We start from the raw sequence: 7,158 nt of genomic DNA, 5'->3' as shown, positions 1-7,158 counted from the left end.
GGTCAGCCGCTTCAGCTCGGTGGCGTCGGGCTGGCGCACCTTGGCGACGATATCGGACGCCTTCCACAGCGCCGCCGGTGTCTTGATGATCTCGACGCCGGCCGCTTCATAAGCGGCATCGGAAAACCCCGCCGCCGCCCCGGCCCCGGCTTCGATCGCGCAGTCATACCCCAGCTTCTGCAGCTGACGCGCAGAGTCCGGCGTCATCGCTACTCGCGACTCTCCAGCCGCCAACTCCCTTGGCGTTCCAATAAGCACTTCAATGTCCTCCCTTTTCGCTGAAGCGTCCGCCAAACCGGCTGCCTGCGATTGGGAGGAAGTATTTGGATGTTTTACTTAGTAGTCAATATTTTTGTCGGCTCATATTTTTTACGGTTTAAAAACAGTTTTTTACCTAGCATACCTCAGCCTTCATGGTATTTTTTTTGACTTACAGCTAAAAAAAATATTTGACATGCCGCGCCCTCCTCCACAGTCTTTGAGGCAGGGAGGACACCATGAACACCCAATCGCTCAGCACAGGCACTGCCTGGGCGGAGACCGGGGATTTGCGCGCCCTGATGATGCGCGCAGCCGGGATCCGCGACGCCCACTGGGGCCGCACGGTCACCTATTCGCGCAAGGCCTTCGTGCCCTTGACCAACATGTGCCGCGACACCTGCGGCTACTGCACCTTCGTCAAGCATCCGGATTCGCCGGAAGCCAAAATCATGACGCCGGAGCAGGTTCTGGCGACCGCGCAGAAGGGGGAGCGCGAGGGCTGCAAGGAACTGCTGTTCAGCCTCGGCGAGAAGCCGGAGCTGCGCTATGAGAAGGCCCGCAAGGGTCTGGAAAAGCTCGGCTATTCCCGCCTCACCGACTATTTGCGCGACATGTGCGAGCTGGTGCTGACCGAAACCAGCCTGCTGCCGCATGTGAACGCGGGCACCCTCACCGATGACGAGATCGACGTGCTGCGCCCGGTCTCCGCCTCGATGGGGATGATGCTGGAAACCGTCAGCCGCCGCCTGACCCGCAAGGGCCAGCCGCATTATGCCTGCCCCGACAAGGTGCCGGTGCAGCGGCTGCGCACACTGGAACGCGCGGGCCAGAAACAGGTGCCCTTTACCACCGGCCTGCTGATCGGCATCGGCGAGACATTTGCCGAGCGGATCGAGGCGCTGCACGCGATCAACGACGCCCACGCCCGCCACGGCCACATTCAGGAAGTCATCATCCAGAACTTCCAGCGCAAGCCGGATATCGAGATGGCAAACCACCCGGAACCGGCGCTGGAGGACATGCTGCGCACCATCGCCGCCGCCCGCATCATCCTGGCGCCGGAGATCAGCCTGCAGGCGCCGCCGAACCTCAGCGCCCGCCACATCGCCTACCTGGAAGCGGGCATCAACGACTGGGGCGGCATCTCGCCCGTGACCATCGACTTCATCAACCCGCAGCACGAATGGCCGGAGATCCGGGCGCTGGCCAGCTCCTGCACCGGGGCCGGGTTCGAGCTGCGCGAGCGGCTCACCGTCTACCCCCGCTACCTGACCGGGGACAGCGGCTTCATCAATCCCGGCGTGCTGGCCCGTGCGGCCGGCATGGCTCAGGAAAACGGGCTCGCCCGAGATCAGCGCCACATCGGAGAGACAGCATGACCATCCAGCACCCCGCCGAGAATTTTGCCACGGTCCCGGCTGCCGTCGGCGCCGCCTCCGCCCCGGTCCGCGCCATTCTGGAGATGGCGCTGGAGGGCGGTGAAGTGTCCGAGGCCGAAGGCATCGAGCTGTTCCGTGCCACCGGCGCTGACGCCGAAGCAGTTTATGCGGTGGCCGACGAGTTGCGCCGCCGCGCCAATGGCGACCAGGTGACCTTTGTGGTGAACCGCAACATCAATTTCACCAACATCTGCTATATGGGCTGCCGTTTCTGCGGCTTTGCCAAGCGCAGCGAGGACAAGGACGCCGAGTGGCTGGAGCCTGAACAGATCGTCGAGCGCGCGCAGCAGGCCTGGGACCGCGGCGCCACCGAGGTCTGCATCCAGGGCGGCCTGCACCCCAAGATGGAAGGCACCTTTTACCGGGACATCGTCCGCGCCATCAAGGCGGCGCTGCCGGACATGCATATCCACGCCTTCTCTCCGTTTGAGATCTGGTATGGCGCCTCCAAGACCAAGATGTCCTATCACGATTTTCTGGCGGATTTGAAGGAAGCGGGCCTCGGCTCGATGCCCGGCACGGCGGCGGAGATCCTGGATACCGAAGTGCGGATGCAGCTCACCAAGAACAAGCTGAGCGCCGAGAAATGGGTGGAAATCATCCGCGCCGCACATGAGGTCGGCATCCCCACCACCGCGACCATCATGTACGGCCACATTGATGGCCCCGAGCATTGGGCCGCCCATATCCGCCTGCTGCGCGACATCCAGAAAGACACTGGTGGGTTCACCGAGCTGGTACCGCTGTCTTTCGTGCACACGGAATCGCCCTTGTGGTCGCAGAACCCGGACAAGGTGCGCCCCGGCCCGACCGCGCTGGAGGTGGACCTGATGCACGCGGTGGCGCGCATCATGCTGCACGGCTGGATCGACAACATCCAGGTAAGCTGGACCAAGCTGGGTGCGGAGCGCGCGCAGGAGATGCTGTCGCGCGGGGTGAATGACCTGGGCGGCACGCTGATGAACGAAAGCATCTCCCGCGCGGCCGGCTCCGCCCACGGGCAGGAGATCACCGCCCGCGAGCTGGCGCAGATCATCCGCGCCGCGGGCCGGGTGCCGGTGCGCCGCAACACCATCTACGAGATCCGCGAGGTCTATGACCGCCACGACCCGGAGGAACTGGCACCGCTGGTCGACCGCCAGGGCCGCGACCCGCTGGAATTCCTGCAGATGTTCCCGGAACGCGGCACCACGCTGGAGGCGGCGGAATGAGCGCTCAGAAGCATAAGGTCACCCTGCTGGCGGGCGGCGTCGGCGGTGCCAAGATGGCCGAGGGCCTGGCGGCGCTGCCGGACGTGGAGCTGTCGATCATTGGCAACGTGGCGGATGACGACGATTTCCACGGCCTCTGGGTCTCTCCGGATATCGACACGCTGACCTACAGCCTGGCTGATGTGATCGACCGCAACCAGGGCTGGGGTGTGGCGGACGAAGGCCACCGGGCGCTGGAGACGCTGAACCAGCTGGGCGCAGACACTTGGATGTCGCTGGGCGACCGCGACTTCGGCCTGCACATCTATCGCACCATGCGCCGCCTGCGCGGCGACCGGCCCAGCGAAATCGCCCGCGACGTGGCGCGTGCCTTTGGGGTTCAGGCGGACATCCTGCTGCCCACCGACGACCGGGTGCAGACTCGGGTACGCACCGATGCAGGCTGGCTGAGCTTCCAGGAGTATTTCGTGCGCGAACGCTGCGCACCGGACGTGCGGGCGCTTGAATTTGACGGGCTGGCCCAGGCCCGCCCGGCGCCGGAGGCGCTGGCGGCGATCCGGGAGGCGGATCTGATCGTGATCGCGCCGTCCAATCCGCTTGTCAGCATCGCCCCGATCCTGGGCGTGCCAGGCATCACCGCAGCCCTGCGGGCAGCGCGCGCGCAGAAGATCGCTGTCAGCCCCTTCATCGCCGGCAAGGTGGTCAAGGGTCCGGCCGACCGCATGATGGCGGCGCTGGGTGAACGGGCCGATGCGGCCGGCGTGGCCGCGCGCTACCGCGGGCTGGCCGATTCGCTGGTGATCGACCACGCCGATGCCGGGCTGGCGGGCGAAATCCGCGCAATCGGGCTGGTGCCGGTCTGCAGTGAGATTCTGATGAAGAACCAGGACGACAAGGCCCGCCTCGCGCGCGAGGTGGTGGATCTGGCCCTCGCCCCCGCAGACAGGGAGACCGCAGCATGAGCGCGGTGGCGAAACCCGGCAAGCGGCTGGCGGTGATCCCGATGAAGGACCCCTCCAAGGCCAAGACGCGGCTGAGCATCGCGCTGGCGCCGCGGGACCGCGAAGCGCTTGCCAGGGGCCTGTTCCGCTCCACCATTGCGCGCCTGCAAGAGGCCCTTGCCATGCTGCCCGCAGGCACCGCCGATATTGCCGTGGTATCAAACAGCCCGGTGATCGCGCGCATCGCCCGCCAGGCCGGGCTGATCTGCATCGACGACAAGGACCCAGGCACCCTGTCGCTGGCGGTGGAGGCGGCGGCGGATTGGGCCGCGGCCCAAGGGTACGAGGCGCTTTGCGTGCTGCCCGGCGATCTGGCCGACCCGTCGCCGGACGATCTGGCGCAGCTTCTGGCCTATCCGCTGGACGGCACCCGCGCGGTACTATGCCCGGCCACAGACCTTGGCACCAACGCGCTGCTGGTGCCGCTGCCCTGCCCGTTTGCCTTTGCTTACGGGCAGAAATCTCTGATCGCACACCGCCATGCGGCGGAGGCCGCGGGCCTGTGCCCTGTAATCCTGCCGCTGGACAGCCTGCGCGTCGATGTCGACACCGCCGAGGATCTCAATGGCCTGCTGGCGCAGAACCCGCAGGCGCTGGCACGGGAGGGCGCACGATGAGCCTGTCCGTCTCCCTCACCGCCGTGCCCGGCGTGCCGGATATCAGGAACGGCGACGATCTGGGGGCCATCCTGGGAGATTGCCTGGAGCAGGCCGGGCTCGGCCTGCAGGACGGCGATATCCTGTGCATTGCGCAGAAGGTGTTTTCCAAAGCCGAGGACTGCATCATTCCGCTGGCCTCAGTCACGCCCTCGGCAGAGGCCATCAAATACAGCGAGGAGCTGAACAAGGACCCGCGCAAGGTGGAGATCGTCCTGCGCGAAAGCACCCGCGTTGTCCGCGCCTTCCGCCGCCCGGACCAGAACACCGGCACGATGATCTGCGAGCACCGGCTGGGCTTCATCTCGGCCAACGCCGCGGTGGATGAATCGAACTTCGGCGAGGAGGACGCGGCAATGGTGCTGCCGCGCGATCCCGACGCCAGCTGCGAGCGTTTGCGCGCGGTTCTGGCCGCCCGCTTCGGCGCGCAGATCGGCGTGGTGATGACCGACACCTTCGGCCGCCCCTGGCGGCTGGGCCAGATCAACGTGGCCATCGGGCTGAGCAAGGTCCCGGCCACCATCCAGGAGCAGGGCAACCTGGACGCCTGGGGACGGCCGCTGCAGGTGACCGAACCGGCCCTGGCCGATGAAATCGCCGCCGCCTCCGGGCTGGTGGTGCGCAAGAACGGAAAAACACCGGCAGTGCTGCTGCGCGGGCTCGAGTGGGAGCCAGCCGACAGCCGCGGCGCCGACATACTCAGGAAAAAACAGGAGGATATGTTCAGATGAAGATCGCAATCATTGGCGGCACCGGGCCGCAAGGCCAGGGGCTGGCCCTGCGCTTTGCCCGCGCGGGCATCGCCGTTGCGCTCGGCTCGCGTGATGGCGAGCGCAGCGCCGGCATCGCGGCGGAACTGATGGCGAAGCTGCCGGAGGGCGCCGCGCCGATCGAAGGGCTGGACAATGCTGGCGCCACCGCGGCGGCGGATGAAATGGTCATCCTCGCGGTGCCGTTCTCGGCCCATAACGCCACGCTGGAGGCGCTGAAGCCGGGCCTCGCTGGCAAGATCCTGGTCGACATCGTTGTGCCGCTGAAAGAGGGCGACCCCAAGAAAGTGGACATGCCGCCGGAAGGCTCCGCCACCGAAGCCGCGCAGGCGCTTCTGGGTGACGACATCCCGGTGATCGGCGCGTTGCACAATGTGTCGGCCACCACGCTGAACAACCTGGATTGGCCGATCAACTGCGACATCCTGGTCTGCGGCAACAGCCTGCCCGCCCGCAAGAAGGTGATCGAGCTGGTCGGCGCGCTGGATGTCCAGGCCTACAACGCCGGCGACGCCGAGGCCGCCCGCTGCATCGAGGCGATCACCCCGATCCTGATCCGCCAGAACATTTCCAAGGCGGTGCCCTTCACCCATGCGGGCATCCGCATCTGGGCCCCCGAACACTAAGATTCCAACAGGGAGAAAACACACATGGAATTCGGTATTTGCTTCAAGGGCTTCGTTGAGCCCGAACGCGCCCGCGCATTGGTCCGCCAGGCGGAAAACGCAGGCTTCACCTACTGCTGGTTCTACGACAGCCACATCCTGTGGCGCGAAAGCTTCGTCGCCATGGCAATGTGCATGGAGCACACCAAGAAAATGCGCTTTGGCCCGCTGGTGACCAACCCGAACTCGCGCGAGTGGTCGGTTGCGGCCTCGCTGTTCGGCTCGCTGGCGAAACAGTCCGGCGGCCGTTTTGACATCGGTCTCGGCCGCGGCGACAGCGCCGTGCGGGTGATGGGCAAGAAGCCCTCGACCATCAAGCGGATGGAAGAGTTCACCCATGTGGTGAAATCGCTGATCCGCGGCGAGGAAGTGCAGTACGGCGAATGCCCCGAGCCGGTGAAATTCCCCTGGGCCCAAGGCTACGAGCTGCCGGTCTGGATCGGCGCCTATGGTCCCAAGGCCCTGGCCTCGGCCGGCAAGGTCGGTGACGGCGTGGTCCTGCAGATTGCCGAGCCCAAGATCATCAAATGGCTGGCGGATCAGGCCAAGGCCGGCGGCGAGGCCGAAGGCCGCGACATGTCGAACTACCGCGTGATGGCCGCAGCACCCGCCCATACCGGCCCGATCGAGGAAGGCATCGAGAAGACAAAGTGGTTCCCCGCCATGGTCGGCAACCACGTCGCTGATATCGTTGAAAAATACGGCACCGACGGTGATCACGTCCCCACCAGCCTGACCGACTACATCAAGAACCGCAAAGGCTACGACTACTCCAAGCACGGCCAAAGCGATAACCCGTACCTGGACTTCATCACCGAAGACATCGTCAAGAGCTTCTGCGTGCTGGGCACCCCGGACGAGCATATCGCCAAGATCCGCGATCTCGAAGCGGCCGGCACCACCCAGTTCAACATCTACCTCGACAGCGGCGACGAAGAGAAGATCATCGCCGACTACGCCGAGAAGATCATCCCGGCGTTCCGCTGAACTGCGCCGGGCCCCGGCCCGGAAACGGCACCGTCCGGAACGATCTCCCCGCGGACGGTGCCAATTGGCGGGCGGCTCTTGCTGCCCGCTCCTTTTGCCCCGGCGCGGACCATTCGCACCAGCACATTGATTTGAACCGGCCTTCTGCGCGCTATTGCTGGCAACAGG

At 65.6% G+C, this 7,158-nt stretch carries 7 protein-coding genes and 1 pseudogene; 7 read left to right on the top strand and 1 reads right to left on the bottom strand.

The genetic code is table 11. The annotated features are described in order from the left end of the window. Positions 1-258, bottom strand: a pseudogene (locus ACFMBG_RS12450) (Re/Si-specific NAD(P)(+) transhydrogenase subunit alpha); the annotation flags it as partial. A gap of 239 nt (positions 259-497) precedes the next feature. Here ACFMBG_RS12450 and cofG point away from each other — a divergent pair. The 7 genes from cofG to ACFMBG_RS12415 are packed head-to-tail and all read left to right on the top strand — an operon-like array spanning position 498 to position 6,990. Continuing rightward, entirely contained in the window at positions 498-1,640 is a 1,143-nt protein-coding gene (cofG, locus tag ACFMBG_RS12445) for a 7,8-didemethyl-8-hydroxy-5-deazariboflavin synthase CofG (RefSeq protein ID WP_421055025.1), read from the top strand. Continuing rightward, complete coding sequence (gene cofH, locus ACFMBG_RS12440; protein ID WP_421055024.1) at positions 1,637-2,911, top strand: 5-amino-6-(D-ribitylamino)uracil--L-tyrosine 4-hydroxyphenyl transferase CofH; 1,275 nt, start codon at positions 1,637-1,639, stop codon at positions 2,909-2,911. The genes cofG and cofH overlap by 4 nt, the downstream gene beginning before the upstream one ends. Continuing rightward, positions 2,908-3,873 carry a 2-phospho-L-lactate transferase gene (gene cofD, locus ACFMBG_RS12435; protein WP_421055023.1) on the top strand — a complete coding sequence of 322 codons (966 nt, stop codon included), beginning with the start codon at positions 2,908-2,910 and terminating at the stop codon, positions 3,871-3,873. Before cofH ends, cofD begins: the two co-directional genes overlap by 4 nt. Further along, on the top strand, positions 3,870-4,529 hold the full coding sequence (gene cofC / locus ACFMBG_RS12430; protein WP_421055022.1) for a 2-phospho-L-lactate guanylyltransferase: 660 nt from the start codon (positions 3,870-3,872) through the stop codon (positions 4,527-4,529). Before cofD ends, cofC begins: the two co-directional genes overlap by 4 nt. Then, a complete protein-coding gene (cofE, locus tag ACFMBG_RS12425; protein ID WP_421055021.1) occupies positions 4,526-5,299 on the top strand; it encodes a coenzyme F420-0:L-glutamate ligase in 774 nt (257 codons plus the stop codon). Before cofC ends, cofE begins: the two co-directional genes overlap by 4 nt. After that, positions 5,296-5,964, top strand: coding sequence for an NADPH-dependent F420 reductase (gene npdG, locus ACFMBG_RS12420; protein ID WP_421055020.1), 669 nt, complete (start codon positions 5,296-5,298; stop codon positions 5,962-5,964). Before cofE ends, npdG begins: the two co-directional genes overlap by 4 nt. 24 nt (positions 5,965-5,988) lie before the next feature. Then, entirely contained in the window at positions 5,989-6,990 is a 1,002-nt protein-coding gene (locus ACFMBG_RS12415) for a TIGR03842 family LLM class F420-dependent oxidoreductase (RefSeq protein WP_421055019.1), read from the top strand. Positions 6,991-7,158 lie beyond the last annotated feature (168 nt).

Source organism: Leisingera coralii, assembly GCF_049056525.1.
Classification (GTDB): domain Bacteria; phylum Pseudomonadota; class Alphaproteobacteria; order Rhodobacterales; family Rhodobacteraceae; genus Leisingera; species Leisingera coralii.
The sequence above is the reverse complement of the archived record's forward strand: the minus strand, read 5'-3'. Positions and strand labels throughout refer to the sequence as shown.

Coding starts and splice junctions, on each gene's coding strand:
- cofG (WP_421055025.1), top strand. CDS start 498: ATGAACACCCAATCGCTCAGCACAGGCACTGCCTGGGCGGAGACCGGG.
- npdG (WP_421055020.1), top strand. CDS start 5,296: ATGAAGATCGCAATCATTGGCGGCACCGGGCCGCAAGGCCAGGGGCTG.
- cofE (WP_421055021.1), top strand. CDS start 4,526: ATGAGCCTGTCCGTCTCCCTCACCGCCGTGCCCGGCGTGCCGGATATC.
- cofC (WP_421055022.1), top strand. CDS start 3,870: ATGAGCGCGGTGGCGAAACCCGGCAAGCGGCTGGCGGTGATCCCGATG.
- cofH (WP_421055024.1), top strand. CDS start 1,637: ATGACCATCCAGCACCCCGCCGAGAATTTTGCCACGGTCCCGGCTGCC.
- ACFMBG_RS12415 (WP_421055019.1), top strand. CDS start 5,989: ATGGAATTCGGTATTTGCTTCAAGGGCTTCGTTGAGCCCGAACGCGCC.
- cofD (WP_421055023.1), top strand. CDS start 2,908: ATGAGCGCTCAGAAGCATAAGGTCACCCTGCTGGCGGGCGGCGTCGGC.